At 71.1% G+C, this 23,601-nt stretch carries 26 protein-coding genes and 1 pseudogene; 20 read left to right on the forward strand and 7 right to left on the reverse strand.

Annotation, left to right across the window (positions count from 1 at the left end; all coding sequences use genetic code 11):
* Positions 1–3 precede the first annotated feature (3 nt).
* Genes ACXJ1Y_RS02705 through ACXJ1Y_RS02715 form a run of 3 tightly spaced genes read right to left on the reverse strand, consistent with a single transcriptional unit; the run spans position 4 to position 2,522 of the window.
* Positions 4–537, reverse strand: coding sequence for a chemotaxis protein CheW (locus ACXJ1Y_RS02705; RefSeq protein ID WP_463848640.1), 534 nt, complete (start codon positions 535–537; stop codon positions 4–6).
* A gap of 2 nt (positions 538–539) precedes the next feature.
* The gene (locus ACXJ1Y_RS02710; RefSeq protein ID WP_463848641.1) at positions 540–2,015 is read right to left on the reverse strand and encodes a CheR family methyltransferase; all 1,476 of its coding nucleotides are present in this window, start codon (positions 2,013–2,015) and stop codon (positions 540–542) included.
* A 6-nt stretch (positions 2,016–2,021) separates the two neighbouring features.
* The gene (locus tag ACXJ1Y_RS02715; RefSeq protein ID WP_463848642.1) at positions 2,022–2,522 is read right to left on the reverse strand and encodes a chemotaxis protein CheW; all 501 of its coding nucleotides are present in this window, start codon (positions 2,520–2,522) and stop codon (positions 2,022–2,024) included.
* Between the two features lie 165 nt (positions 2,523–2,687).
* Between ACXJ1Y_RS02715 and ACXJ1Y_RS02720 the strand changes: the two genes are divergently transcribed.
* The 7 genes from ACXJ1Y_RS02720 to ACXJ1Y_RS02750 all read left to right on the forward strand — a co-directional run bounded on the left by ACXJ1Y_RS02720 (position 2,688) and on the right by ACXJ1Y_RS02750 (position 9,427).
* Positions 2,688–2,960: a hypothetical protein gene (locus ACXJ1Y_RS02720; RefSeq protein WP_463848643.1), complete on the forward strand. Its 273-nt coding sequence runs from the start codon at positions 2,688–2,690 to the stop codon at positions 2,958–2,960.
* A gap of 120 nt (positions 2,961–3,080) precedes the next feature.
* A complete protein-coding gene (locus tag ACXJ1Y_RS02725; protein ID WP_463848644.1) occupies positions 3,081–3,878 on the forward strand; it encodes a DeoR/GlpR family DNA-binding transcription regulator in 798 nt (265 codons plus the stop codon).
* Between the two features lie 74 nt (positions 3,879–3,952).
* Positions 3,953–5,485, forward strand: a complete 1,533-nt coding sequence (glpD, locus tag ACXJ1Y_RS02730; protein ID WP_463848645.1) for a glycerol-3-phosphate dehydrogenase — start codon at positions 3,953–3,955, stop codon at positions 5,483–5,485.
* 64 nt (positions 5,486–5,549) lie between these two features.
* Positions 5,550–7,067: a glycerol kinase GlpK gene (gene glpK / locus ACXJ1Y_RS02735; protein ID WP_463848646.1), complete on the forward strand. Its 1,518-nt coding sequence runs from the start codon at positions 5,550–5,552 to the stop codon at positions 7,065–7,067.
* Between the two features lie 46 nt (positions 7,068–7,113).
* Entirely contained in the window at positions 7,114–7,845 is a 732-nt protein-coding gene (locus ACXJ1Y_RS02740; protein WP_463848647.1) for an MIP/aquaporin family protein, read from the forward strand.
* Between the two features lie 132 nt (positions 7,846–7,977).
* Entirely contained in the window at positions 7,978–8,955 is a 978-nt protein-coding gene (gene lipA / locus ACXJ1Y_RS02745; protein WP_463848648.1) for a lipoyl synthase, read from the forward strand.
* Between the two features lie 16 nt (positions 8,956–8,971).
* On the forward strand, positions 8,972–9,427 hold the full coding sequence (locus tag ACXJ1Y_RS02750; protein ID WP_463848649.1) for a type II toxin-antitoxin system RatA family toxin: 456 nt from the start codon (positions 8,972–8,974) through the stop codon (positions 9,425–9,427).
* Positions 9,428–9,431: 4 nt separating this feature from the next.
* Here ACXJ1Y_RS02750 and ACXJ1Y_RS02755 read toward each other — a convergent pair whose 3' ends face one another.
* Positions 9,432–10,595, reverse strand: coding sequence for a GGDEF domain-containing protein (locus ACXJ1Y_RS02755; RefSeq protein WP_463848650.1), 1,164 nt, complete (start codon positions 10,593–10,595; stop codon positions 9,432–9,434).
* A gap of 129 nt (positions 10,596–10,724) precedes the next feature.
* A complete protein-coding gene (locus ACXJ1Y_RS02760; protein ID WP_463848651.1) occupies positions 10,725–11,225 on the reverse strand; it encodes a CinA family protein in 501 nt (166 codons plus the stop codon).
* A gap of 98 nt (positions 11,226–11,323) precedes the next feature.
* On the opposite strand from ACXJ1Y_RS02760, the gene ACXJ1Y_RS02765 reads away from it, so the two are divergent.
* The gene (locus ACXJ1Y_RS02765; protein ID WP_463848652.1) at positions 11,324–11,713 is read left to right on the forward strand and encodes an MAPEG family protein; all 390 of its coding nucleotides are present in this window, start codon (positions 11,324–11,326) and stop codon (positions 11,711–11,713) included.
* An 18-nt stretch (positions 11,714–11,731) separates the two neighbouring features.
* On the opposite strand, the pseudogene ACXJ1Y_RS02770 reads toward ACXJ1Y_RS02765, so the two are convergent.
* Positions 11,732–12,987: pseudogene (locus ACXJ1Y_RS02770) on the reverse strand (bifunctional 2-C-methyl-D-erythritol 4-phosphate cytidylyltransferase/2-C-methyl-D-erythritol 2,4-cyclodiphosphate synthase).
* A 156-nt stretch (positions 12,988–13,143) separates the two neighbouring features.
* Here ACXJ1Y_RS02770 and dusB point away from each other — a divergent pair.
* The 3 genes from dusB to ntrC are packed head-to-tail and all read left to right on the forward strand — an operon-like array spanning position 13,144 to position 16,791.
* The gene (gene dusB, locus ACXJ1Y_RS02775; protein WP_463848653.1) at positions 13,144–14,157 is read left to right on the forward strand and encodes a tRNA dihydrouridine synthase DusB; all 1,014 of its coding nucleotides are present in this window, start codon (positions 13,144–13,146) and stop codon (positions 14,155–14,157) included.
* Positions 14,154–15,287: a two-component system sensor histidine kinase NtrB gene (locus ACXJ1Y_RS02780; protein ID WP_463848654.1), complete on the forward strand. Its 1,134-nt coding sequence runs from the start codon at positions 14,154–14,156 to the stop codon at positions 15,285–15,287. The genes dusB and ACXJ1Y_RS02780 overlap by 4 nt, the downstream gene beginning before the upstream one ends.
* Positions 15,288–15,321: 34 nt before the next feature.
* Positions 15,322–16,791, forward strand: a complete 1,470-nt coding sequence (gene ntrC, locus ACXJ1Y_RS02785; RefSeq protein ID WP_463848655.1) for a nitrogen regulation protein NR(I) — start codon at positions 15,322–15,324, stop codon at positions 16,789–16,791.
* 208 nt (positions 16,792–16,999) lie between these two features.
* Here ntrC and ACXJ1Y_RS02790 read toward each other — a convergent pair whose 3' ends face one another.
* On the reverse strand, positions 17,000–17,275 hold the full coding sequence (locus tag ACXJ1Y_RS02790; protein ID WP_463848656.1) for a hypothetical protein: 276 nt from the start codon (positions 17,273–17,275) through the stop codon (positions 17,000–17,002).
* Positions 17,276–17,366: 91 nt separating this feature from the next.
* Here ACXJ1Y_RS02790 and ACXJ1Y_RS02795 point away from each other — a divergent pair, with 91 nt between their 5' ends.
* The 9 genes from ACXJ1Y_RS02795 (at position 17,367) to ACXJ1Y_RS02835 (ending at position 23,595) form a co-directional block, all read left to right on the forward strand.
* Entirely contained in the window at positions 17,367–17,543 is a 177-nt protein-coding gene (locus tag ACXJ1Y_RS02795; protein ID WP_243956183.1) for a ribosome modulation factor, read from the forward strand.
* Between the two features lie 122 nt (positions 17,544–17,665).
* Positions 17,666–17,905 (forward strand): PilZ domain-containing protein, encoded by a 240-nt coding sequence (locus tag ACXJ1Y_RS02800; protein WP_463848657.1) that lies wholly within the window; start codon positions 17,666–17,668, stop codon positions 17,903–17,905.
* Between the two features lie 71 nt (positions 17,906–17,976).
* Positions 17,977–19,176 (forward strand): cystathionine beta-lyase, encoded by a 1,200-nt coding sequence (gene metC, locus ACXJ1Y_RS02805; protein ID WP_463848658.1) that lies wholly within the window; start codon positions 17,977–17,979, stop codon positions 19,174–19,176.
* 58 nt (positions 19,177–19,234) lie between these two features.
* The gene (locus ACXJ1Y_RS02810; RefSeq protein WP_463848659.1) at positions 19,235–21,139 is read left to right on the forward strand and encodes an ArnT family glycosyltransferase; all 1,905 of its coding nucleotides are present in this window, start codon (positions 19,235–19,237) and stop codon (positions 21,137–21,139) included.
* Positions 21,136–21,912, forward strand: coding sequence for a glycosyltransferase family 2 protein (locus tag ACXJ1Y_RS02815; RefSeq protein ID WP_463848660.1), 777 nt, complete (start codon positions 21,136–21,138; stop codon positions 21,910–21,912). Before ACXJ1Y_RS02810 ends, ACXJ1Y_RS02815 begins: the two co-directional genes overlap by 4 nt.
* Complete coding sequence (locus ACXJ1Y_RS02820) at positions 21,906–22,241, forward strand: lipid-A-disaccharide synthase N-terminal domain-containing protein (RefSeq protein WP_342163725.1); 336 nt, start codon at positions 21,906–21,908, stop codon at positions 22,239–22,241. Before ACXJ1Y_RS02815 ends, ACXJ1Y_RS02820 begins: the two co-directional genes overlap by 7 nt.
* Complete coding sequence (locus tag ACXJ1Y_RS02825; protein ID WP_463848661.1) at positions 22,238–22,831, forward strand: pyridoxamine 5'-phosphate oxidase family protein; 594 nt, start codon at positions 22,238–22,240, stop codon at positions 22,829–22,831. The genes ACXJ1Y_RS02820 and ACXJ1Y_RS02825 overlap by 4 nt, the downstream gene beginning before the upstream one ends.
* A gap of 60 nt (positions 22,832–22,891) precedes the next feature.
* Positions 22,892–23,137 carry a type II toxin-antitoxin system Phd/YefM family antitoxin gene (locus ACXJ1Y_RS02830; RefSeq protein WP_463848662.1) on the forward strand — a complete coding sequence of 82 codons (246 nt, stop codon included), beginning with the start codon at positions 22,892–22,894 and terminating at the stop codon, positions 23,135–23,137.
* Positions 23,134–23,595, forward strand: coding sequence for a PIN domain-containing protein (locus tag ACXJ1Y_RS02835; protein ID WP_463848663.1), 462 nt, complete (start codon positions 23,134–23,136; stop codon positions 23,593–23,595). Before ACXJ1Y_RS02830 ends, ACXJ1Y_RS02835 begins: the two co-directional genes overlap by 4 nt.
* The last annotated feature ends 6 nt before the right edge of the window (positions 23,596–23,601 follow it).

Here is a 23,601-nt window from a genome sequence, read left to right on the forward strand (position 1 = left end):
GGGTCAGGCGATCACCCGACGCAGCACCTGCGCCGGGTCGATGATGGTGAAGTCCGGGCTACCCTCGGCGGCCGGGACATAGGCGGATGCGGAGCCGTTTCCCAGGGGGCCGTCCTCGCCCTCGGGCTGGGCGCCGTCCTGCACGGCGCGCACGATGGCGAGCGCGCGCCCGACGCTGAGGGCGACGGGCGGCTCCCGGCGCAGGACCACGAGGTGGTCGCGGGTGCCGTCCGACGCGTCGGGCCGCCCCAGGGCGCGGGCGAGGCCGATCACCGGCACGATCCTCCCCGAGAGGGCGACATAGCCCGAGAGGGCGGGGGCCGTCCCCGGCACGGGGGTGCAGGGACGGCCGGGCAGGACCTGCGCCACGCTGGCGAGCGGCAGGCCGATCCGGTCGTCGCCGCAGACGCAGACGAGATACGGAAAGGTCGCCCGCTCCGGCGCGGCGGCGCCCTCCGCGCGGCGGGCGAGGGCGAGGGTGCGCGCGGCCTTGATGTCCCGGATGCGGGTGAAATCGCGCTCCGTCGCGTCGCGCATGGTCAGGCCTGCCCCCGCATCGTCCCAAAGCTCCGGCCCAGCGCGGCGGAGACGCCGGCCGCGACATCACGCGCCAGCGCCCCGTCGCCTTCCGGCAGCACCGTGTCGGGGGGAAGGGATTGGCTGAGGGCGAAGGCGTTGTCGAGGGCCCTGACAGCCTCGACCCTGCGGCCGAGGCCAAGGAGGAGCAGGCCGAGATGGTAATGGGCCATCACGAAATGACGGTCGAGGTAGAGCGCGGCCCGCAGCGCCCGCTCCGCTTCCGCATCACGCCCGAGGCTCACGGCGATGAGCCCTTCATAAAAGCGCAAGCCCGCATGGGTCGGATCCGCGTCGAGGGCCTTCCGAAGGACCCGCCACGCCGCGCCGGTCTCGCCGGCATCGGCCAGCATCCGCACGCGGTCGAGGGGGGCGGCCTCCTCGTTCCCCTGTTCGGTCTCTACCTCAACCTCATCCTGAGGTGCCGCGTCAGCGGCCTCGAAGGAGGGCTCCAGGATTCGCCGTGAGACCTCGACCGCCCTTTCGACGCTCGCCAGGACGGGCGGTTCGGGAAGCATGAACGGCACGGGGAGCACCGGCTCGGCCACAGGGCTTCCGCCCGGCCGGTAGGCGACGGTGCCCGGCAGGCTCACCGGATCGAGGAAGGCCGAGAAGGTCGGGTTCGGTTCGGCATGGCCCAGCAGGAGCCAGCCCTCCGGCCGCAGCCGCCGGCCGAGGCCGTGGACCACGCGGGTGACGGTGGCCGCGTCGAAATAGATGAGCACGTTGCGGCAGAGGATGAGGTCGTAGCCCTCCTCGCCGCCACCCGGAGGCTCGGCGACCTTAAGCAGGTTGCCTTGCGCGAACCGGACCATCGCCCGGAATTCCGGGCGCAGGGCGAAGCCGCCCTCACGGCGCAGGCCCGGCTCCGGCGGCAGGTGGGTGAAGTAGCGCAGGCGCTCCTCCGGCGGCATCGTCCGCAGGGCCCAGCGCCCGTATTCGGCCGCCCGCGCCGTGGCGATGGCCTCCGCGCTGATGTCGGTGCCGAGGATCGTCACCCGCCACTCGGGCAGCGCCTCGCCCAGGATCTCGCGCACGAGGATCGCCAGGGAATAGGGCTCGGCCCCCGTGGAGCAGCCCGCGCTCCAGATCCGCAGCCGCTTCTCCGACCGGCGGGAGGCGACGAGATCGGGCAGGATCGTGCCGCGCAGGGCGGTGAACTGCTCGCTGTAGCGGAAGAAGAACGTCTCCCCGATGGTGATCTCGGCTTCGAGCCGCGCCCATTCCGCCTCGCCCTGGGTCGGCTCGTCGAGGAGGGCGGCGAAGCCCGCGAGATCGGGCGCTCCCGTCGCCCGCATCCGGCGGTACAGGCGCTCCAGCAGCAGGTCGTCCTTGTCGCTGTAATAGGCGTGGCCGGTGCGCGCGATGATCCGCGCCTTGAGCGCGGCATAGGCGGGCTCGACGGCGGGGTCGGGTCGGGGCTTGCCCGGCCGGCGCATCCGGGGTCAGGCCGAAGCGGGATCGGGCAGGGCGGACAGGCGCGCGGCGGCGGCACGGGCCAGCCCCTCGACGCGCGCACGCTCGGCATGGGTGAGAAGGCGCTCGGGGTCGAGGGCGGGCACGAGGCGGTCCTTGATGACGAGGCCAGATGCGACGCAACCGTTCAGACTCGCCTCCGGATCCGCCCCGCGGTGCGCATCCGGCGTGACGGCCTTGAGATCCGCCACCCGGTCCACGAGCCACGCGAGGGAGCGGTCGCGGGCCAGGATCAGATGGGCATAGAGTCCTGGCCCGGTGGCGTCGGCGCGCAGGCCGAGCAGCGCGGCGAGGTCGAGCACCGGCACGGGGCGCCCGCCGAGGTTGACGAGGCCGAGCAGCCAGCCGCCGGAGGCCGGCGCGGCCAGCAGCTCCGGCAGGGGCAGCACCTCCGCGACGGCCTCGCGGGGCAGGGCGCAGGCCGTGCCGGCCACGTCCAGAATCAGATAGGCCGTCGATTCGCCCGCCACGTCAGCCTCCCCAGACGGCCCAGGGTGAGCCGACGTTTCTTGATCGGCAATTGCCCACCGAAAATGTCTTAACTGCGGAACCATGTCCTCGTTAGGGGCTTTGGCGAGGCGCGGCGACGCTGTTCATGCGAGTGGCGAGCGCTCGCAGATGGAAGGACTACACCCATGAGGAGCATTCTGCTCGGCGCCGCGGCGCTCACCCTGATCGCCGGCTCGGCCTTCGCCCAGGGCGGCTCGCCCTACAACACGTCCGGCGCGCAGGCCGGCGGCCCCCGTGGCGGTATGGAGCGCCGCATGGGCGATGCCCCGATGACCGGCGCCCCGATGGCCGGTGCCCCGATGGCGGAAGGCCGCCCGATGATGAAGCGTCACCGGATGCACAAGCGCATGCACCACCGCAAGATGCATCACCGCCGGTCGATGCGCCACGGCATGTAAGCCGATCAGGCCCGCGCCTCGCGGGCCTTTTTTTCGCGCAAAGCCCCCGGACGGCGCGTTTGCGCACCCGCGCAACGCCGCTATGTTGCGAAGCGAAAACAACCCGGGCGGGAGGAACGGATGGCGCAGCCGGTGGAGCACCGGGGCGAGGGCGGCGTCGAGGCGCGGCGCGAGGCCATCGTCACCGCCGTGCGCCAGCGCGGCTTCATGACCATCGAGGCCCTGGCCGGTCAGTTCGGCGTCACCGTCCAGACGATCCGCCGCGATCTCAACGAACTCAGCGCCGAGGGCCGCCTGGAACGCTACCGGGGCGGCGGCGGCCTGCCCTCCAGCGTCGAGAACATCGACTACGCCGACCGGCGGGTGACGCTGCTCGCGGAGAAGACGCGCATCGGCCGCCTCGCCGCGAGCCGGATCCCGTCGCATTGCTCGGTCTTCGTCAACATCGGCACCACGCCTGAGGCGGTCGCCCGCGAGCTGACCCGCCATGACGACCTCAGCGTCATCACCAACAACCTGCACGTCGCGCTCTCGCTCGCCGACGCCACGACCTTCCGCATCGTCGTGGCCGGGGGCACCGTGCGCAACCGCGATGGTGCCGTGCTCGGGCAATTGACCAGCGACACGCTCGGCCAGTTCCGGGTGGACGTCGCCGTGATCGGCATCAGCGGCATCGACGCGGACGGGGCGCTGCTCGATTACGATTACGAGGAGGTCCGCGCCACGCAGGCGATCCTCGCCCATGCCAAGCGCACCTTCCTCGTGGCCGACCACACCAAGTTCACCCGGCGCCCGATGGTGCAGGCGGGCCACCTCTCGCAGATCGACACGTTCTTCACCGACCGGCCTCCCCCGCCCGCCGTCGCCGCCATGATGGAGCGGGAGGGCGTCGCCCTGGCCGTGGCCGATGAGCCATAGCGAACATCCAATTTTCGCTTGCGAAAATCCGAATCGGGTTTAGGATCCCCGCCAACGAACAAGCGGAGGAACCCATGGCGACCGCCTCGCCCCCACGCGGAGAGCCCGACGTCTACGATCTCCTCGTCGTCGGCGGTGGGATCAACGGCACCGGCATCGCCCGCGATGCGGCCGGTCGCGGCCTGTCGGTCCTGCTCGCGGAGCGGGGCGATCTGGCCGGGTCCACCTCCTCGTCCTCGACGAAGCTGATCCACGGCGGCCTGCGCTACCTCGAATATTACGAGTTCCGCCTCGTCCGCGAGGCCCTGGCCGAGCGGGAGCGCCTGCTGCGCCTCGCGCCGCACGTCATCTGGCCGCTGCGCTTCGTGCTGCCGCACGACAAGGGTCTGCGCCCCGCGTGGCTGCTGCGGATGGGCCTGTTCCTCTACGATCACCTGGCGCGGTTGCGAACGCTGCCGGGTTCGGAATCGGTCGATCTGCACCGCTCGCCTGTCGGGCGCCCGCTGCAGGACCGGCTGACCAAGGGCTTCCTCTATTCGGATTGCTGGGTGGAGGACAGCCGCCTCGTCGTGCTGAACGCCATGGACGCGCAGACGCGCGGCGCCACGATCCTGACCCGCACCGGCGTCGCCTCGGCGCGGCGGGAGGGCGATCTCTGGGTGGCGCGGCTGCACGACGAGCGCAGCGGGACCGACCGCACCGTGCGCGCCAAGGCGGTGGTGAACGCCGCCGGCCCCTGGGTGAGCAAGACGCTGGGCGGCACGCTGGGCATCAACTCCCGCGCCGCCGTGCGGCTCATCAAGGGCAGCCACATCGTGGTGCGCAAGCTGTTCGAGGGCGATCAGGCCTACATCCTGCAGCAGCCCGACAAGCGCATCATCTTCGCCATTCCCTACGAGCGGGACTTTACGCTCATCGGCACCACCGACGTGCCCTATGACGGCGAGCCCGGCCCGGTCTCGATTTCGGGCGAGGAGACGGATTACCTCTGCTCCTGCATCAACCGCTCGTTCAAGACGGCGATCGGCCCCTCGGATGTGGTGTGGAGCTATTCGGGCGTGCGCCCCCTCTACGACGACGCGGCGGAGAACGCCTCGGCCGTCACGCGGGACTACGTCCTCGATGTCGAGGATGCGGGCGGGCGCCTGCCGGTGCTCTCGGTGTTCGGCGGCAAGATCACGACCTATCGCCGCCTCGCCGAGCACGCGCTGGAGAAGCTGGCGCCGTATTTCCCCGGCCTGAAGCCCGCCTGGACGGGGGAGGGCATCCTCCCCGGCGGCGACATGCCGGACGCCGACTTCGACACGTTCCTCGCGGACCTGAAGCGCCGCCGCCCCTTCCTGCCGGACGAGTTGGCCCGGCGCCTCGCCCGCGCCTACGGCACGAAGGTCGAGATCCTGCTCGGCACCGCGGCCTCGATGGCCGATCTCGGCGAGACCTTCGACGGGGGCCTCACGGCGGCGGAAGTCGATTACCTGCGCGAGCACGAATGGGCGGTGAGCGCCGAGGACATCCTGTGGCGCCGCTCGAAGCTCGGCCTGCGCACGAGCCCGGAGAGCGCGGCACGGCTCTCCACCTATCTCGACCGCCACGCCGTGGCGGCCTGACCGCACCACACCCCGCGACCCCGAACCGGCCTGAGACCGGAGGGGACCGACCAAGGAGGAAACGATGAGCCGTTACGTCGGGGCCATCGACCAGGGCACGACCAGCACCCGCTTCATGGTCTTCGACCGGGAAGGCACGGTGATCACGGTCGCGCAGGAGGAACACGCGCAGATCTATCCGGCGCCGGGCCATGTCGAGCACGACGCCGCCGAGATCTGGGCGAAGACGCGGAAGGTGATGCGGGAGGCCCTGGCCAAGGGCAACCTCACCCCGAAGGACCTTGCGGCCATCGGCATCACCAACCAGCGTGAGACGACGGTCATCTGGGACCGGACGACCGGCAAGCCTCTGCACAACGCCCTCGTCTGGCAGGACACCCGCAACGACCGGCTCGTCTCGGAATTCGCCCACCAGGGCGGGCGCGACCGGTTTCGCGACCTCACCGGCCTGCCGCTGGCGAGCTACTTCTCCGGTCTGAAGCTGCGCTGGCTCCTCGACCACGTGGACGGCGCCCGCGAGAAGGCGGAAGCCGGCGATGTGCTGTTCGGCAACATCGACACCTGGCTCCTCTGGAACCTGACCGGCGGCCCGGAGGGCGGCCTGCACGCCACCGACGTCACCAATGCCAGCCGCACACAGCTGATGTCCCTCAAGTCCCTCGATTGGGACGAGGGGATGCTCAAGGAATTCGGCATCCCCCGGGCGATGCTGCCGAGGATCGTCTCCTCCAGCGAGGTCTATGGCGAGGCCAAGGGTGCCGCGGTGGGCGATTTCGCGGGCGTGCCCATCGCCGGCATCCTCGGCGACCAGCAGGCGGCCCTGTTCGGCCAGACCTGCTTCACCCCCGGCGAGGCCAAGAACACCTACGGGACCGGCTGCTTCGCGCTGATGAACACGGGCGAGGAGGCGGTGCCCTCGAAGGCCGGTCTCGTCACCACGCTGGGCTACCGCCTCGATGGGCAGAAGCCGGTCTATGCGCTGGAAGGCTCCATCGCGATCACCGGGGCCTTGGTGCAGTGGCTGCGCGACAACCTGCACATGATCAAGGACTCGGCCGAGGTCGAGACCCTGGCCGCCACCGTCGAGGACAATGGCGGCGTCTATTTCGTGCCGGCCTTCTCGGGCCTCTACGCGCCGCACTGGAACGAGGGCGCGCGCGGCCTGATCATCGGCCTCACCCGCTACGCCAACCGGGGCCACATCGCCCGCTCGGTGCTGGAGGCGACCGCCTTCCAGACCCGCGAGGTGCTGGCCGCGATGGCCAAGGATTCCGGCATCCCGGTGAAGGAACTGCGGGCCGATGGCGGCATGGTCGCCAACGGGACGCTGATGCAGTTCCAGGCCGACATCCTCGACGTGCCGGTCGTCCGCCCGAAGGTCTCGGAGACGACGGCGCTCGGCGCCGCCTACGTCGCCGGCCTCGCGGTGGGCTACTGGAAGGGCCTCGACGACCTCAAGCGCAACTGGGGCGTCGACAGGCGCTGGACGCCGCAGATGGACGCCGCCCGCCGCGAGACCACCGCGGCCATGTGGAGCCGGGCGGTGGAGCGCTCCTTCGACTGGAAGGCCGACGAGGACTGATCGGCCGACGAACCAGAACAAGACTGCAACAACGGGGAGACACGTCATGGCATCGCCGTTCCTGGGCGAGATGCTGGGCACGATGACGCTCATCGTGCTCGGCGACGGTGTGGTGGCGGGGGCGCTGCTGAAGCGCTCCAAGGGCGAGGCGATGGGCTGGATCGGCATCACCGCCGGCTGGGCCTTCGCGGTGCTCGCAGGCGTGTTCGTGGCGAATGCCACCGGCAGCGCCGACGCGCATATCAACCCGGCAGTGACGCTCGGCGGGGCGATCAGCACGGGCGATTATGCGAAGCTCGCGGTCTACCTGCCGGCGCAGTTCCTCGGGGCCTTCCTCGGCGCGGTGCTGGTGTGGCTGCATTACCTGCCGCACTGGGCGGAGACGCCGGAGACGGACCTGAAGCTCGCCGTGTTCTGCACCGGCCCGGCCATCCGCAACGCGCCGGCCAACATGATCTCCGAGATCGTGGGCACCTTCTTCCTGGTCCTCACCATCGCCGCCCTGGTGGCGAGCACCTCCGGCAATGCCGGCGCCTTCCCGCGCGGCGTCGCGCCCTACCTCGTGGCGATGCTGGTCTGGGGCATCGGCCTGTCGCTCGGCGGCACCACCGGCTACGCCATCAACCCCGCCCGCGACCTCGGGCCCCGCATCGCCCACGCCGTGCTCCCCATCGCGGGCAAGGGTTCGTCCGATTGGGGCTACGCGCCGATCCCCGTGGCGGGACCGGCCATCGGGGCGATCCTGGCGGGATTGTTCGTGCGGCTGCTCGGGATCTGAACCGCGCCGGCCCCGTGACACCGCCCGCATTCGGTCGCGCTCCAGCGTCGCGCCCGTTTGCGGCGGCGGCGCGAAGCGCCTAAGTCAGCGGCATCCTTTCTGAATGCGCGCCCCGGCGCGACCCGGTTCCCCATGGCCGTCGTCCTCGACATCCTCAAGAATGACCCACGGCCGCCGCGCCACCCGGAAAAGGCGCACCGGCCCGACCAGCAGGTCGCGCTGAAGAAGCCGGACTGGATCCGCGTGAAGGCGCCGGGCTCCAAGGCCTGGGGCGAGACGCGGGCCATCGTGCGCGAGCACGGGCTCGTCACCGTCTGCGAAGAGGCCGGCTGCCCGAACATCGGCGAGTGCTGGGAGAAGCGGCACGCCACCTTCATGATCATGGGCGACACCTGCACGCGGGCCTGCGCCTTCTGCAACGTGCGCACCGGCCTCCCGGAGGGCCTGGACGCCGCCGAGCCGGAGAAGATCGGCGATTCGGTCGCCAAGCTCGGCCTGCACCACGTCGTCATCACCTCCGTCGACCGCGACGACCTCAAGGATGGCGGCGCCGGGCATTTCGCCCGCACCATCGCGGCGATCCGCCGGGCGAGCCCCGGCACCACCGTCGAGATCCTCACCCCCGATTTCCTGCGCAAGGACGGCGCCCTGGAAACGGTCGTCGCGGCCCGGCCCGACGTGTTCAACCACAACTTGGAAACGGTGCCTTCGAAGTACCTGACGGTGCGCCCCGGCGCCCGCTACTTCCACTCGGTGCGCCTGCTGCAGCGGGTCAAGGAACTCGATCCGACGATCTTCACCAAGTCCGGCATCATGGTCGGCCTCGGGGAGGAGCGGAACGAGGTGCTGCAACTGATGGATGACCTGCGTTCGGCGGATGTCGATTTCCTCACCATCGGCCAGTATCTCCAGCCGTCGAAGAAGCACCATGCGGTGATGCGTTTTGTCCCGCCGGACGAGTTCAAGGGTTACGAAACCACGGCCTACGCCAAGGGTTTCCTCCTCGTGTCGGCGACGCCGCTGACGCGCTCGTCCCACCATGCCGGCGAGGATTTCGCCCGGCTTCAGGCGGCCCGGCTCGCCAAGCTGTCGCCCGCGCTGTCCGCCTGAGGAAAGTCCTTTCGGAATGCCATCCTTCCGGGTCACGCGCCGGGTGCGGCACACTGCCCAGCAGATGTACGACCTCGTCGCCGACGTCGAACGCTACCCCGAGTTCCTGCCGCTCTGCGAGTCGCTGCGCGTCATCCGCCGCCAGGACATGCCCGAGGGCGGGCAGGTGCTGATCGCGGAGATGGGCGTCGGCTACAAGGCGATCCGCGAGCGGTTCACCACCCGCGTTTCCCTCGATCCCGGGGGGCGGAAGATCGTGGCCGAATACATCGACGGCCCGTTCCGGCATCTGGAGAACCGCTGGACGTTCAAGGAGGCCGAGGGCGGCACCTGCGACGTCGACTTCTTCATCACCTACGAGTTCAAGAGCCGGGCGCTCGGCCTGCTGATGGGCACGATGTTCGACCGCGCCTTCCGCAAGTTCACCGATGCCTTCGAGGGGCGGGCGGCGCGGATCTACGGCGCCGCCTGACCGCTCAGGCCGCCGCCGGCCCCGCCACCTCGACGCGGTTCCGCCCCAGGGCCTTCGCCCGGTAGAGCGCCCGGTCGGCGTTGGCCAGAAGCTGGCCGAGATCGCCCCGGCCGGGCCGCGCCTCCGCGAGGCCGACGCTCACCGTCGCCCGGATGCCCTCGACGGAGGTCTCCGCGAACCGCGCAGCCACCGCCTCGCCGATCCGGCGCGCCTCCGCGAGGCCACGCCCCGGCAACAGCGCCGCGAACTCCTCCCCGCCGAGCCGCGCGACCACGGGGTCCGGTATCTCGACGTCACGGATGAGATCGCGCACCACGACGGCGAACAGGCGGATCACCGCGTCGCCGGCCGCGTGGCCGTGGCGGTCGTTGATCGCCTTGAAGTGGTCGAGGTCGAAGGCGAGCAGCGAGACCGGGGCGTCTCCGCCGCGCGCGGCCAGCATGAACTCGCCCTGCTCGAAGAAGCCGTGCCGGTTCGAGAGGCCGGTGAGGTAATCCGTCCGGGCGGCGGCGCGCAGGCGGTCCTGCGCCTCCTCGCGGACCAGGGAGACGAAGGTCATCGGCACCGCGATGGAATACAGCACCGCCTCGTACATCGTGATGTTGGCGACCACCGAGAGGATGTCGGCGCCGTAGGCGGCGGCGAGCGGCGGCACCACGAAGGCGCGGGCGCAGTAGAACACGGCGTGCCCGGCGGGGATCGCCACGGCGAGGGGCCGGGAGCGCAGGCGCCGCAGGGCCCGGCTGCGGGAGGTGACGAGGGCGGTCAGGCCGCAGATCGCCGCGATGGGCAGCGCGGCGACGTGGTTCCAGAAGGCCGCCGGGAAATGCACCCCCGCCACGGCCCAGAGCAGGGCGAGGCCGAGGAGCAGGGCCGCGTACCAGCGCACCCCGCCGACCGGCCCGTCGAGCCGGCGCACGCCGTGCAGCCACGTCAGGTAGCCCGAGACGAACAGGATGTTGGCCGCCGCGAGCCCGGTGATGCCGGGCAGGCTGAAGCGGTTCATCGCCATGATGGTGCCGGCCGTGAAGATCACGGAGCCGGAGGCCCAGAGGCCGAGTTCCGTCGCGCGGAACGGCTGCGCCATCCGCTCCCACAGCATCATCGCCGCCCCGGTGAGCAGCGTGCCGACGAGCAGGAAGTAGAGAGTGTGAAGATCGATCTGCATCGTGGTCACAGCGGGATGCACCGGCAGTATCACCACCGGGATCGAATAATCCCTTACAACACGGCCTTCGCGTCCGATTGTGGTTAAGGTCGCTTGTCTGTTTTCGCTCGAAAGTCTCGCAGTCGTCCTCTACTCGGCCGGCGCGAGCGCGCCTTCGAGGAGACCGAGCGCGTCGGCGACGGCGGCGCGGCGGATGCCGGCCCGGCCGAGATCGCCGTAGCGGCGTGCGATGTGGCGCGTCCCGTGCGGCCCGGCGACGGCGAGGTGGACGAGCCCCACGGGCTTCTCCGCGCTGCCGCCGCCCGGCCCGGCGATTCCGGTGATGGCGACCGCGACGTCGGCGCGGGAGGCCGCCCGCGCGCCCTCGGCCATGGCGCGGGCCACCGGCTCGCTCACCGCGCCGTGGCGCGCGATCAGGGCCGGATCGACGCCGATGGCCTCCGCCTTGGCCGCGTTGGAATAGGTGACGTAGCCGCGCTCCACCACCGCCGAGGAGCCCGGCACCGCCGTCAGCAGGGCGGCGACGAGGCCGCCGGTGCAGGATTCGGCCGTGGCGCAGGTGCGGCCGGCGCGCGCATAGGCCGCCACGAGGGCGTCCGCGCGGGCGAGGAGGTCGGGATCGTCGATCACGGGCGAGGACTTCCTTGGGCCGCAGGCGCCCTATGTCGCGGAGGCTACGACCTTAGCCCCGCGTTGCAGGGCTGCTCAACCATGGAGACGGTGGCCTCATGATCTTTCCGGCAACGACGGCGTATTACGCGGCGATCCTCGCCCTGGTCTATCTCGGCCTGTCGGGCTGGGTGATGGGCGGGCGCCTCTCGGGCAACGTCCTGCACGGCGACGGCGGCGATGCCGATCTGCAGAAGCGCATCCGCAGCCAAGCCAATTTCGGCGAGTACGTGCCGATCGCGCTGATCCTGATCGGCCTGCTGGAAGGGCGCGGCGCCAGCCACACCACCGTCCAGGCCCTGCTGATCGCCCTGCTCGTCGGGCGCCTGCTGCATCCGGTGGGCATGTTCGCCCCCGCCAACTCCCCGCGTCAGTTCGCCTGCCGGGGCGGCGGCATCCTGCTCACCTTCGGCGCGGTGCTGGTCGCGGCGGTGCTGCTGCTGGTGTGACGCGGGACGGGGGCGCCCTCAGGCGCCCGCCTCCTCGTCCGGCAGGCGCACGGTGGCGGCGGCCTGCGCGGCCAAGCCCTCGGCGCGGCCGACGAAGCCGAGCTTCTCGGTCGTTGTCGCCTTGATCGACACCGCGCTCAGGGGCACCCCGGCGATGGCGGCGATGCGGGCGCGGATCTCCTCGCGGTGCTTGCCGATGCGCGGGGCCTCGGCCAGCACGGTGATGTCGAGATGGTCGATCCGGCCGCCCCGCGCCCGCACCAGCCCGCAGGCATGGGCCAGGAACTGGTCCGACGAGGCACCGCGCCACTTTTCGTCGGAGGGCGGAAAATGAGTGCCGATGTCGCCGTCGGCGATGGCGCCGAGCAGGGCGTCGGTGAGGGCGTGCAGGGCCACGTCCCCGTCCGAATGGGCGAGCACGCCCCGGTCGGCCGGGATGCGGATGCCGCCGAGCCAGACATGATCGCCCTCGGTGAAAGCGTGGACGTCGAAGCCCGTGCCGAGGCGGGTCACATACTGGGTCATGGCTGGCGCTCCGGCGCGGCGGCTGAGAAGGCCCGCTCGGCCTCGATGAGGTCGGCGGCCTGGGTGATCTTGCGGTTGTCGAGGTCGCCCGCGAACACCACGACGGACAGGCCCGCCCATTCGGCGAGGGCCCCGTCGTCGGTGAAGGCGTGGAGATCCCGCGCCGCCGCCGCCCGGTGGGCGTCGAGGAGCGGGCCGAAGGCGAAGGATTGCGGCGTCTGCACCGCGCGCAACGTCTCCCGCGACGGGGTCTCGACCACGCGGCCGATGCCGGGCTCGATCTCCTCGACGCGCTTGACCGTGTCGGTCACGGCCACGCCCGGCACGGCGGCGCCGTAATCCCGCCCGGCGCGGATCGCCCGCGCGATCAGCTCCGGCCGGATGAAGGGCCGCGCCGCGTCGTGGACGAGGACGATGGCAGGCGCCTCGCCCCCGGCCAGGGCTTCGAGCCCGGCGCGCACCGACATCTGCCGCGTCGCGCCGCCCTCGACGGGCTCGGCGATGCGGGCGCGAATCGCCGGGTCGAGGTCTTCGAGGCATTCGCGGAAGAAATCCGCCGCGTCGGCGGCGATCACCGGCTGGATCGTCGCGATGGCCGGGTGGGCGGCGAGCGCCGCGAAGGTCCGGGTGAGCACCGCCTGCCCCCCGACGCGCCGGTATTGCTTGGGCACCCCGCCGCCGATGCGGATGCCGCGCCCGGCCGCCACGACGATGGCGGCGACGCTCTCACTCTCTGCGGGGGCGGACATGGGGCGGTGGGGATCCCGGCTCGAACGGCGGCAGACCTGCCGCGCGGCCGGCGCCATACCTGTGAAACGTGCCCTGCGTTTAAGCGGGGGAGGGGGCGAAATCAACGCGAAGGCCGCGCTTGCGTCCGGCCCCGCTTTGCCTCATTGTTGAGCAGAATGAAGACTGACCATTATTTGGGCGCCCTGCGCCGCGGACGTTCGGCAGAGGACCCACCCCTCTGCCTGCTGGCGCCGCTGTCCGGCGTGACGGACCTGCACATGCGCCGCATCGCCCTGCGCTGCGGGGCGAGCGCGGTCGTCTCCGAGATGGTCGCCGCGCGGGAATTCGCGAAGGGCTCGGCCGAGGCGACGCTTCGGGCGGAAGGGGCCGGCATCGACACCCACATCGTCCAGCTCGCGGGCTGCGAGGCCGCGCCGCTCGCCGAGGCCGCCCGCCTCGCGGAGGCGAACGGCGCCGACGCCATCGACGTGAACATGGGCTGCCCGGCGAAGATCGTGACGGGCATCGCCTCCGGCTCGGCGCTGATGCGCGATCTCGACCATGCCGAGCGCCTGCTCGCCGCCGTGCGCGCGGCGGTGGCGATCCCGGTCACGGTGAAGATGCGCCTCGGCTGGGACGACGCGAGCCGCAACGCCGCCGACCTCGCCGCCCGCGCGGAGCGGCTGGGGCTCAACGCGGTGACGGTCCACGGCCGCACCCGCCAGCAATTCTACAAGGGCCGGGCCGATTGGCCGGCGATCCGCGCGGTCGTCGAGGCCGTCTCGATCCCCGTCATCGCCAACGGCGACGTCACCGGCCTCGACGAGGCCCGCGCCTGCCTGTCCGCCTCGGGCGCGGCGGGGGTGATGATCGGCCGGGCGGCGACCGGGCGGCCCTGGCTCGTGGGGCAGGTGGCGGCGGCGCTCGCCGGCCGCGAGGCGCCGTCCCCGACCCGTGCGGAGCAGGCCGCTCTGGCCGTCGAGCATTACGAAGGGCTGCTGTCGCTCTACGGGCCGCAGATGGGCGTGCGCCACGCGCGCAAGCACCTCGCCGCCTATGCCGAGACCGGCGGGGCCTTGAGCGGGACGGAGCGCACCGCGCTCCTGACCACCACCGATCCGCAGGCGGCGCTCGCCCTCCTGACGCGCGCCTTCGCGGGCGCGGAGCCCATGATGAGGGAAGCGGCGTGAGCGGCGACGACTTTCCCCCTCCCGGTTACAAGCTCTCGGGCAGCGAGGCCGTGCTCAACGCCCTGCCGCTGCCGGTGCTCACCATCGGCGGGGACGAGCGCATCCTCCAGTGCAACCATGCGGCGGAGGCGTTCTTCGAATACTCGGCGCGGCTGATGCAGCGGCGGCGCCTGCGCGACATCATCCCGTTCGGCTCGCCGATCATCTCCCTGGTGAACGAGGTGCGCCGCCGCCGGGCGAGCGTCAGCGAGTACCGGGTGGACCTGACCCAGCCGCGCCTCGGCACCGAGCGCAGCGTCGACGTGTTCGCGACGCCCCTCGATGAGGGCGACGCCGTGGTGATGATGCTCCAGGAGCGCACCATCGCGGACAAGATGAACCGCCAGCTCACCCATCGCGGCGCGGCCCGCTCGATGGTGGCGCTCGGCGCGATGCTCGCCCACGAGATCAAGAACCCGCTCGCCGGCATCCGCGGCGCGGCGCAGTTGCTGGAAAGCACCGGCGCCGAGGAGGACCGGCTGCTCACCCGCCTGATCTGCGACGAATCCGACCGGATCGTGCGCATCGTGGAGCGGATGGAGCTGTTCGGCGACGAGCGCCCGGCCGAGCGCGGCCCGGTGAACGTCCACGGGGTGCTCGATCAGGTGAAGCGCTCGGCGCAGTCGGGCTTTGCCCGTCACATCCGCTTCATCGAGACCTACGACCCTTCGCTGCCGCCGGTCCTCGGCAACCGCGACCAGCTGGTTCAGGTGATCCTCAACCTCGTCAAGAACGCCGCCGAGGCCATCGGCCCGGACGCGGTGGAGGGCGAGATCACCCTGGCGACCGCCTTCCGCACCGGCCTGCGGCTGCAGATCCCCGGCTCGCGGGAACGGGTGAGCCTGCCCATCGAGGTGGCGATCCGGGACAACGGCCCCGGCATCTCCGCCGAGATGCTGAGCGACATGTTCGACCCGTTCGTGACCACCAAAGCACAGGGTTCCGGCCTCGGTCTTGCTTTGGTCGCCAAGATCGTCGGCGACCATGGAGGGATCGTCGAGTGCGATCCCGCCCCACGCCGGACGACGTTCCGCATTCTCCTTCCGATGTCGAGCGCACGCGACGGGCGCGAGCCGACGGTCGAGCCATGATCGGGATGCCTGCCGGAGGTTCTGAGTAACAGTCATGCCGAACGGCCACATCATCGTCGCGGACGACGACGCCGCCATCCGCACCGTCCTGAACCAGGCGCTGTCCCGGGCGGGCTACGAGGTCCGCTCCACGGGCAACTGCGCCACCCTCTGGCGCTGGGTCGCCCAAGGCGAGGGCGATCTCGTCATCACCGACGTGGTGATGCCGGACGAGAACGTGTTCGACCTGCTGCCGCGCATCAAGCGCGTGCGGCCGGAACTGCCGATCATCGTGATGAGCGCGCAGAACACGTTCATGACCGCGATCCGCGCCTCGGAGCGCGGCGCCTACGAATACCTGCCCAAGCCCTTCGACCTGAAGGAGCTGATCGCCATCGTCGGCCGCGCCCTGTCGCGGCCACGCGGCGCACCCGCGCAGGGGGCCGGGCCCGAGAACGAGGACATCCCGCTGGTCGGCCGCTCGCCCGCCATGCAGGAGATCTACCGGGCGCTGGCCCGGCTGATGCCCACCGACCTCACCGTGATGATCACGGGCGAGTCGGGCACCGGCAAGGAACTCGTCGCGCGCGCGCTCCACGATTACGGCCGCCGCCGCACCGGCCCGTTCGTGCCGGTCAACATGGCCGCGATCCCCCGCGACCTCATCGAATCCGAATTGTTCGGCCACGAGAAGGGCGCCTTCACCGGGGCGCTCCAGCGCTCGGCCGGCCGGTTCGAGCAGGCCGAGGGCGGCACGCTGTTCCTCGACGAGATCGGCGACATGCCGATGGAGGCGCAGACCCGTCTGCTCCGCGTCCTCCAGCAGGGCGAATACACCACCGTCGGCGGCCGGGTCCCGATCCGCACGAACGTGCGCATCATCGCGGCCACCAACAAGGACCTGCGGGTCTCGATCCAGCAGGGCATCTTCCGCGAGGATCTGTTCTTCCGCCTGAACGTCGTGCCGCTGCGGCTTCCCGCCCTGCGGGAGCGCTCGGAGGACGTGCCCGATCTCATCCGCCACTTCTTCGTGCTGGTCGAGCGCGAGGGTCTCACCCGCAAGACCCTCGACGGCGACGCGATGGAGAAGCTGAAGCGCTATCGCTGGCCGGGCAACGTCCGCGAGTTGGAAAACCTCGTCCGCCGGCTCGCCGCCCTCTACCCGCAGGAGACGATCACCGGCCCCGTCATCGAGGCCGAACTCGATACCCTGCCGCTCGCGCAGCCGGCGGCGGCCGGGGGCACGAATGGGGCAGGACGCAAGTCCGCTGGGGAATCGGAGAGCCTGTCGAGCGCCGTCGAGCGGCACCTGTCCGACTATTTCTCGGGCTACCGCGACACTCTGCCGCCGCCCGGCCTGTATCACCGCATTCTGCGGGAGATCGAAGGCCCGCTGATCGGCGCGGCCCTCGCGGCGACGCGCGGCAACCAGATCCGCGCGGCAGAACTGCTCGGCGTGAACCGGAATACCCTGCGCAAGAAGGTGCGCGACCTCGACCTGCAGGTGTTCCGCACGGCACGATGACGAGAGGGGCGGGGGAATCCGATGTCCCGCCCATTCCCGCCCTCGACCTCATCCTGAGGTGCCCGCCCCGGCGGGCCTCGAAGGAGGGATCCAGGGATCGCAGCGCTTTCCGGAGCCCTCCTTCGAGGCGGCTCCGCCGCACCTCAGGATGAGGGTGAGGGTGGGATGCGTGTTGCCACGCTTCCCTCTTCGATGGGGTTCGGCCGGCCTACCGGCCCCGCATGATCGGATCGCCCGCCATCAGGGCGCGCAGCCGCTCGGTGTCGTAGCCGTTCGGGATCGCCGGCGCGGCCTTCTTGGGCATCGCCACGGGAGCGGGGAGCGGCGCCGGGATCGAGCCCGTCGCGGAAGGTTCGAAGGCGACGGCGCGGGCCACCGGCGCCGGAGGCGCGAGATGGGTGAGCCTGTCGGCGCTGACGAAGACCACGATGGCGGTCGACAGCGCGACGACGAGGCCGCCGAGGAAGGGACGCAGGATACGCACGCCGCAGGACTCGGGAACACGGGATCGGGACGGCAACAGAATAGGCCCGTGGCCGTTAACGAAGCCCCACCCCCGACGCCCGCGAGACCCCATGTCGAACGTGCAGGCCACCGCCAGCGACAGCCCCTTCATCCAGGGCCGCAACGCCCGACTCTACGGCAAGCCGAAGAGCGAGTGCCCCTATGCCGAGGGCACCGAGGACTACAAGGCCTGGATGCAGGCCTACGATGAAGCACAGCAATCCGACCCGCCGCAAACACTCCGCTAAGGCAAAGTCGTCGGACATCCCGCTTTTCGGCCGATACCAAGAAAATCCGAAGATCGACCGGACGGCCCATTAAGGATCGGCTCCCCCATTATTCGCCCATGAGTTGCGGTGGAGCGAGCCCGATGAGCGCGAGGCAGGGAAAGCGGGTACCCCTCGACCGCCCCGGACGGGTGGTGGCGGGCGAGGGCGCGCAGCATGCCTGCATCGTGCGGGACATCTCGGCGGCGGGCGCCCGCCTGCTCCTGCCCGAGGCGGGGCATGTGCCGGAGACCTTCACGTTGTCCCTCGATCCCGGCGGTGATCCCTGGACCTGCAAGGTGGTGTGGCGCAGCCTCGGCGAGATCGGCGTGCGGTTCAACTGACCGTAAGTCTTGACGGGGGAGGGCGGCCTCGGCTTCGTGCCGGGAACCCTTCACCCTCACCCATGGTCCCGATGTCCCTGACGCCGAAGCCCGATTCGAAGAAGCGGTTTGGCCCCGCCACGCGCCTCGTCCATGCGGGCCGCGATCCGTCCGAGCAGCACGGCTTCGTCAACACGCCGATCTATCGCGGCTCCACGGTCCTGTTCCCGACCTACGACGACCTCCAGCATCGGCGCGGGCGCTACACCTACGGCACCCACGGCACCCCGACCTCGGACGCGCTCTGCGACGCCTGGAGCGAGATCGCCGGGGCCGCCGGCACGGTCGCGACGCCCTCGGGCCTCGCCGCCCTCTCCATGGGCCTGATGGCCGCCGTCTCGGCGGGGGACCATCTCCTCGTGACCGACTCGGCCTACCGCCCGACCCGCATCTTCTGCGACGAGGTGCTGGCCCGGTTCGGCGTCGAGACCACCTATTACGACCCGCTCGTCGGCGCCGGCATCGCCGACCTGATGCGCGGGAACACGAAGGCCGTGCTGGTCGAGGCGCCGGGCTCGCTCACCTTCGAGATGCAGGACATCCCCGCGATCGCCGAGGCGGTGCATGCGCGGGGCGCCTGCGTGATCATGGACAACACCTGGGCGACGCCCCTCCTGTTCCCGCCGCACGAGCGCGGCGTCGACATCGCGGTGGAGGCGGGCACCAAGTATCTCAGCGGCGGCTCGGACCTGCTCCTCGGCCTCACCTCGGCCAACGCCCAGTACTGGCCGGCGCTGAACCGCACCTACCACCAGTTCTCGGTCTGCGCCGGGCCGGAGGACATGTTCCTCGCCCTGCGCGGGATGCGCACCATGGGCCTGCGCCTGCGCGAGCACGAGCGCCAAGCCCTCGACATCGCCCGCTGGCTCCAGGCCCGGCCGGAGGTGCTGCGCGTGCTCCATCCGGCCCTGCCGGAGGATCCCGGCCACGCCCTGTGGAAGCGGGACTTCTCCGGGGCGTCGGGCCTGTTCGGCGTGGTGCTGAAGCCCGTGCCGGAGGCGGCCGTGGCCGCCATGCTCGACGGGCTCGAACTCTTCGGGATGGGCTTCTCCTGGGGCGGCTTCGAGAGCCTGTGCATCCCCTTCGACTGCACGAGCTTCCGCACCGCCACCCGCTGGGAGCCGGGCGGGCCGACGCTGCGCTTCCATATCGGCCTGGAAGACCTCGCCGACCTGAAATCGGACCTCGATGCCGGCTTCGCGCGGCTGCGGGCGACGGCCGGCGGGATTTGACTTTCCCCGCCCGATCCCGATTGAGAAACCGGGACCGGAGAGCCGCGACCCGGAGCTTATGACCACACGCCTCTCAGCCGGCGCGCTCCCGCGCGACGGCGACGCCCCGCCCGGTACTCTGCGCGAAGGCCGCATCGTCCTGCTCGACCGGCTGTCCGACAGCCATGCCCGCGCCTGCGCTGGCCTCGCCCTGCTGTGCCTGCTCCTGTTCCTGCCGGGGCAGATCTCCCTGCAGCCGATGGACCGCGACGAGCCGCGCTTCGCCCAGGCCTCCAAGCAGATGCTGGAGACCGGCGACTTCGTGGCGATCCGCTTCCAGGACGAGGCCCGCAACAAGAAGCCGGTCGGCATCTACTGGGCGCAGGCCGCCGCCGTCGCGGCGGGCGAGGCGCTCGGCGTGCCGCACGCTCGCACCCAGATCGCCCTCTACCGTCTCCCCTCGCTCCTCGGGGCGCTGGGCTCGGTGCTGCTCGCCTATTGGGGGGCGCTGGCCTTCCTGCCCCGCCGGAGCGCGCTCCTCGCCGCCGCCCTCTACGGCGCCTGCCTGATGCTGAACGCCGAGGCGCATCTCGCCAAGACCGACGCGCTGCTGGCCGCCTGCGCCACCGCGAGCCTCGGGGCGCTGGCGCGGGTGTGGCTGCGGCGGGCCGGCCGCGATCCCGGACACTCGCCCGTTGCGAACCTTCCCACCCGCACCCCTCATCCTGAGGCGCCCGCGTCAGCGGGCCTCGAAGGAGGCATCCAGAGCCCTCCGCGATTCCTGGAGCCCTCCTTCGAGGCTGCTCCGCAGCACCTCAGGATGAGGGGGAGGGACGGATCGAGCGTCTCGACCTTCCCGGTCTTCCTCGCCTTCTGGCTCGGCATCGCCGTCGGGATCCTCGTGAAGGGGCCGATGGTGCCCCTGTTCGTGGCGCTGCCGGCGCTGTTCCTGTCGTGGAAGGCGCGCTCGGGCGGGTGGCTGAAACCCCTGCGCCCCTGGGCCGGTCTCGCGCTGACGGCGCTGATCGTCGCCCCGTGGTTCGTGGCGATCACCCTCAAGAGCGGCGGCGCCTTCTATGCCGAGGCGGTCGGCAAGGACATGCTCGGCAAGGTCGGCGGCGCGGCCGAGCGGCATTGGGGCCCGCCCGGCGCCTACAGCCTCGCCTTCTTCGCCACCTTCTGGCCGGGCGCCGCCTTCGCCGCCATGAGCCTGCCGCTGGCGTGGCGCGAGCGCCGGGACGACGCCATCGCCTTCCTGATCGCGACGGTGCTGCCGGCGTGGCTCGTCTTCGAGGCGGTGCCGACGAAGCTGCCGCATTACGTCCTGCCGCTGATGCCCTGGATCGCCGTGCTGACGGTGATCGCCCTGGGGCGGGGCGAGGTCACGCCGCGCCGCCGGGGCGCGCGGGCGGTGGCCCTGCTGGTGCCGGCGATCCCGATTGGGCTGACCCTCGGCCTCTGCGCCACCGGCTGGAAGCTCGACAACCACGCGATCCCCTGGTTCGCCCTGCCGGTGCTCGGCGCCGCCTGCCTCGTGGCCGGGGCGAGCTGGCTCGCCTTCGCCCGCGCCCTACCGGAGCGGGCCTTCGGCCTCGCGATCCTCGCCTCCTGCCTGCTCGGGCCGGGGGTGCTCGGCTTGGCGCAGCGGCAATTGCCGGCGCTGAAGGTCTCGCCGCGCCTCGCCGCCCTGAAGGACACGCTGCCCTGCCGCGACCCGCTGGTCGCGAGCCTCGGCTACCGTGAACCGAGCCTCGTCTTCCTCACCGGAACCGACCTCGACCTCCTGCCCGACGCCGACGCGGCCAAGGCCTTCCTGCAGGGGGGCGGCTGCCGGCTGCTCTTCGTGGAGGGCAGGGAGCGCGATGCGTTCAACTTCGCCTGGCCCGTGGGCCGCCCCGCTCCGCCGCCGGTCGGCGTGGTCGAGGGCTTCAACCTCAACACCGGCCGCCGCGTGTTCGTGACGGCCTATGCGGCAACCCCATGATGTCCCCGGACGCCCCCCGCCTCACCGTCGTCGTCCCCGTCAAGAACGAGGCCGGCAACATCGCCCCGCTGGTCGCGGAGATCGAGCAGGCCTGCGCCGGCCTGCCCTTCGAGGTGATCTACGTCGATGACGGCTCGACCGACGCCACCCCCGCCGCCCTGGAGGCCGCCCGCGCCGGCCGCCCCTGGCTGCGGGTGCTGCGGCATCAGGCCAGCGCCGGCCAGTCGGCGGCGGTGCGTAGCGGCGTGCTGGCCGCGCGCGGCGCCATCGTCGCCACCCTCGACGGCGACGGCCAGAACGACCCCGCCTTCATCCCGGCGCTGCTGGAGGCCCTGGAACAGGCCGGGGAGGGCGCCGGCCTCGCGCAGGGCCAGCGGCGCGGCCGCAAGGACGGGCGCTTCAAGATGATCCAGTCGCGCATCGCCAACGGGGTGCGCGGGCGGATCCTCAAGGATTCCACCCGCGACACCGGCTGCGGGCTGAAGCTGTTCCGGCGGCACGTCTACCTGCGCCTGCCCTATTTCGATGCGCTCCACCGCTTCATGCCGGCCCTCGTCGCCCGCGAGGGCTACACGGTCGTCCACCGGGACGTGATCGACCGGCCGCGCCTTACCGGCATCTCGAATTACGGGCTGTTCGACCGCCTCTGGGTCGGGCTCCTCGATCTCGCCGGGGTGTGGTGGCTCATCCGGCGCAAGCGCGCCACGCCGCGCGCCGTCGAGACGGCGGCGCGGGAGGCGGATGCCACGAGGGACGAAGACGTCGGATGCTGATTCAACTCGCGCACGACCTGCCGGACTACTTCTACGACGTGTTCGTCACGCGCTTCGATTTCTGGCTCGTGTTCGGCATCCTGGCCCAGCTGATCTTCGGCTCCCGCTTCATCCTGCAATGGATCGCCAGCGAGCGGGCGGGGAAGAGCGTGATGCCGCTCTCCTTCTGGTTCCTCTCGATCGCCGGGGGGCTGATGACCCTGGTCTACGGCTTCGTGCGCAAGGAGCCGGTGATCATCATCGGCCAGGGGCTCTCGACGGGCATCTATGTCCGCAACCTCGCGCTGATCTTCCGGGAGCGGCAGCGCAAGCGCGGCGCGGCGGCATGAGCCCGCTGCCGGCCTTCTACGACGACCTCGACGCCACCCTGTCGGAGCTCTGGCGGCTCCTGGCGGACGGGGCCGCGCACGGGCGCAGCGGCTTCCACCTGCCGACCCTCGCGACCGTGGCGGGGGAGGGGCCTCGCCTGCGCACGGTGGTGCTGCGCGAGGCGGATGCCGCCGCCGGGACCCTGCGGTTCCACTGCGACCGCCGCTCGGACAAGGCGTTCGAGCTGGCCGAGAACCCGGCCTGCGCGCTTGCCGTCTACGATGGCGCGGCGAAGATCCAGATCCGCATCGAGGGCCGGGCGATCCTGCACACGGACGACGCACTGGCCGAGGCGGCCTGGGCCGGCTCCCGGGCGATGAGCCGGGTCTGCTACGCCGCCGAGCCGCCCCCCGGCACGGCGCTGACCGCCGGCAACGCCTATACCCTCCCCGACGAAGCCATTGCGGCCATTGCGGGCCGTCGGCATTTCTGTGCGGTGGTGGTGCAGGCGCAGCGCCTCGACTTCCTCTACCTCGACCGAAGGGGCCACCGCCGCGCGGCGTGGTGCCGGGACGGGTCCGATTGGGAGGGGGGCTGGGTGGCGCCGTGAGTCTTGCGGGGGTGCCGCACGGCGCTTAATGTAGGCAATCTCACTAGATTGGGGTTGCCCATGGAGAAGACCATATCGGCGGCGGAGGCCAACCGTGGATTCTCCGAGATCCTGCGCGGCGTGCGCGACGGTCACAGCTACGTCGTGACCAACCACGGGCGCCCCGTCGCGCGCATCGTCCCCGCCGAACGGGAGGACGCCGCGCGCGACGCCAAGAAGGAGGCTTTGCTCGAGCGCCTGAGAAATCAGCCGATCCGGAAAGTCGAGCCCTGGACCCGTGAAGAGTTGTACGAGGACGAGCAGTGAAAATCGCCCTCGACACCAACTTTCTCGTTTATGCCGAGGGCGGCGACGATGATCCGAAGCGGGATATCGCGCTCGAATTGTTGAGTGAGATACCTCGGAATGCTTCGGTAGTTCCTCTGCAAGTTCTTGGCGAACTGTATAACGTGCTTGTTCGCAAGGGAAAATGGACGCGAGATGAGGCTCGAGCCACCGTCCTCGGGTGGCTCGACACTTATACGACCCTCCCGACGACAGCCGAGACCCTCGCCGCAGCGGCCGACCTTGCCACCGAGCATCGCCTCGCGATCTGGGACGCGGTGATCCTCGCGGCCTCATCCCAGGCCGGATGCCGGCTGCTCCTCACGGAGGATCTTCAGGACGGCTTCCGGTGGGGCGGCGTCACCGTCGCCAACCCGTTCGCGTCCCCGCGCCATCCTCTGCTCGCGGCCGCTCTCGCCAAATCCGGCCCGCTGTCCTGAGGAAGC

This window comes from Methylobacterium sp. TK26 (assembly GCF_055361565.1).

Coding starts and splice junctions, on each gene's coding strand:
- ACXJ1Y_RS02705 (WP_463848640.1), bottom strand. CDS start 537: ATGCGCGACGCGACGGAGCGCGATTTCACCCGCATCCGGGACATCAAG.
- ACXJ1Y_RS02710 (WP_463848641.1), bottom strand. CDS start 2,015: ATGCGCCGGCCGGGCAAGCCCCGACCCGACCCCGCCGTCGAGCCCGCC.
- ACXJ1Y_RS02720 (WP_463848643.1), top strand. CDS start 2,688: ATGAGGAGCATTCTGCTCGGCGCCGCGGCGCTCACCCTGATCGCCGGC.
- ACXJ1Y_RS02725 (WP_463848644.1), top strand. CDS start 3,081: ATGGCGCAGCCGGTGGAGCACCGGGGCGAGGGCGGCGTCGAGGCGCGG.
- glpD (WP_463848645.1), top strand. CDS start 3,953: ATGGCGACCGCCTCGCCCCCACGCGGAGAGCCCGACGTCTACGATCTC.
- glpK (WP_463848646.1), top strand. CDS start 5,550: ATGAGCCGTTACGTCGGGGCCATCGACCAGGGCACGACCAGCACCCGC.
- ACXJ1Y_RS02740 (WP_463848647.1), top strand. CDS start 7,114: ATGGCATCGCCGTTCCTGGGCGAGATGCTGGGCACGATGACGCTCATC.
- lipA (WP_463848648.1), top strand. CDS start 7,978: ATGGCCGTCGTCCTCGACATCCTCAAGAATGACCCACGGCCGCCGCGC.
- ACXJ1Y_RS02750 (WP_463848649.1), top strand. CDS start 8,972: ATGCCATCCTTCCGGGTCACGCGCCGGGTGCGGCACACTGCCCAGCAG.
- ACXJ1Y_RS02755 (WP_463848650.1), bottom strand. CDS start 10,595: ATGCAGATCGATCTTCACACTCTCTACTTCCTGCTCGTCGGCACGCTG.
- ACXJ1Y_RS02765 (WP_463848652.1), top strand. CDS start 11,324: ATGATCTTTCCGGCAACGACGGCGTATTACGCGGCGATCCTCGCCCTG.
- dusB (WP_463848653.1), top strand. CDS start 13,144: ATGAAGACTGACCATTATTTGGGCGCCCTGCGCCGCGGACGTTCGGCA.
- ntrC (WP_463848655.1), top strand. CDS start 15,322: ATGCCGAACGGCCACATCATCGTCGCGGACGACGACGCCGCCATCCGC.
- ACXJ1Y_RS02795 (WP_243956183.1), top strand. CDS start 17,367: ATGTCGAACGTGCAGGCCACCGCCAGCGACAGCCCCTTCATCCAGGGC.
- ACXJ1Y_RS02800 (WP_463848657.1), top strand. CDS start 17,666: ATGAGCGCGAGGCAGGGAAAGCGGGTACCCCTCGACCGCCCCGGACGG.
- metC (WP_463848658.1), top strand. CDS start 17,977: ATGTCCCTGACGCCGAAGCCCGATTCGAAGAAGCGGTTTGGCCCCGCC.
- ACXJ1Y_RS02810 (WP_463848659.1), top strand. CDS start 19,235: ATGACCACACGCCTCTCAGCCGGCGCGCTCCCGCGCGACGGCGACGCC.
- ACXJ1Y_RS02815 (WP_463848660.1), top strand. CDS start 21,136: ATGATGTCCCCGGACGCCCCCCGCCTCACCGTCGTCGTCCCCGTCAAG.
- ACXJ1Y_RS02820 (WP_342163725.1), top strand. CDS start 21,906: ATGCTGATTCAACTCGCGCACGACCTGCCGGACTACTTCTACGACGTG.
- ACXJ1Y_RS02825 (WP_463848661.1), top strand. CDS start 22,238: ATGAGCCCGCTGCCGGCCTTCTACGACGACCTCGACGCCACCCTGTCG.
- ACXJ1Y_RS02830 (WP_463848662.1), top strand. CDS start 22,892: ATGGAGAAGACCATATCGGCGGCGGAGGCCAACCGTGGATTCTCCGAG.